This window comes from Streptosporangium carneum (assembly GCF_027922005.1).
Lineage (GTDB): Bacteria > Actinomycetota > Actinomycetes > Streptosporangiales > Streptosporangiaceae > Streptosporangium > Streptosporangium carneum.
The window spans coordinates 1-972 of sequence record NZ_BSEV01000080.1; the positions used below are offsets into that span (position 1 = coordinate 1).

The 972-nt window shown below is 71.5% G+C and carries 1 protein-coding gene; it reads left to right on the forward strand.

What is annotated here, in order from left to right; genetic code table 11:
* A partial coding sequence (locus PKF00_RS43900) for a dolichyl-phosphate-mannose--protein mannosyltransferase (protein WP_271223730.1) occupies window positions 1–972 on the forward strand: 972 nt, incomplete at both ends.

The following is a 972-nucleotide window of genomic DNA, read 5'->3' on the forward strand; positions in this document are numbered from 1 at the left end:
CCATCCGCCGCTGGGCAAGTGGATGATCGCGATCGGCGAGCAACTGTTCGGCATGACCCCCTTCGGCTGGCGCTTCGCCGGAGCGGTCGTGGGCACCCTGTCGATCCTCATCCTGGCCCGCCTGGCCCGCAGGATGACCCGCTCGACCCTGCTCGGCTGCCTGGCCGGACTGCTGCTGTCGATCGACGGCCTGCACCTGGTGCTCTCCCGCACCGCCCTGCTCGACATCTACCTGATGTTCTTCGTCCTGGCCGGGTTCGCCTGCCTGGTCGTCGACCGCGACCGGGCACGAGGCCGCCTGGTCGACTGGTACGAGACCTCCCCCCTGAGCGACCAGGGCCCCTGGCTCGGCCTCCGCCCCTGGCGGCTGGCCGCCGGCCTCTGCCTCGGCGCCGCCTGCGCCGTCAAATGGTCCGGGATCTTCTTCCTCGTCGCCTTCGCCGTCATGTCCCTGCTCTGGGACATCGGCGCCCGTCGCGCCGTGGGCCTGCGCAGGCCGTACGGCGGGGCCTTCGGCAAGGACCTGCCGACCGCGCTGGCGGCCCTGGGCCTGGCCCCGGCGCTGGCCTACCTGCTCTCCTGGACCGGGTGGTTCATCAGCGCCACCGGCTGGGGCCGCAACTGGGGCCAGGCGACCTCCCAGGGGCCGGTCTTCTTCGTCTTCGACTCGCTCAGATCATGGCTGAACTACCACTTCCAGGTGCTGAGCTTCCACACGGGCCTGGCGGAGGGACACGACTACCAGTCGGAGCCGTGGAGCTGGCCGCTGCTGCTGCGCCCGGTGGCGTTCTTCTACGAGAAGCCGAAGGGCGGGTGCGGCGGGGAGGACTGCTCGCAGGCGGTGCTGGGGGTCGGCACCCCGATCATCTGGTACGGCGGGCTCGTCGCCCTCGTCGCGATGATCGCCTGGTACGTCGCCACCCGCGACTGGCGGGCCGGGGCCGTCCTGCTCGCCTACGCCGCCGGATGGCT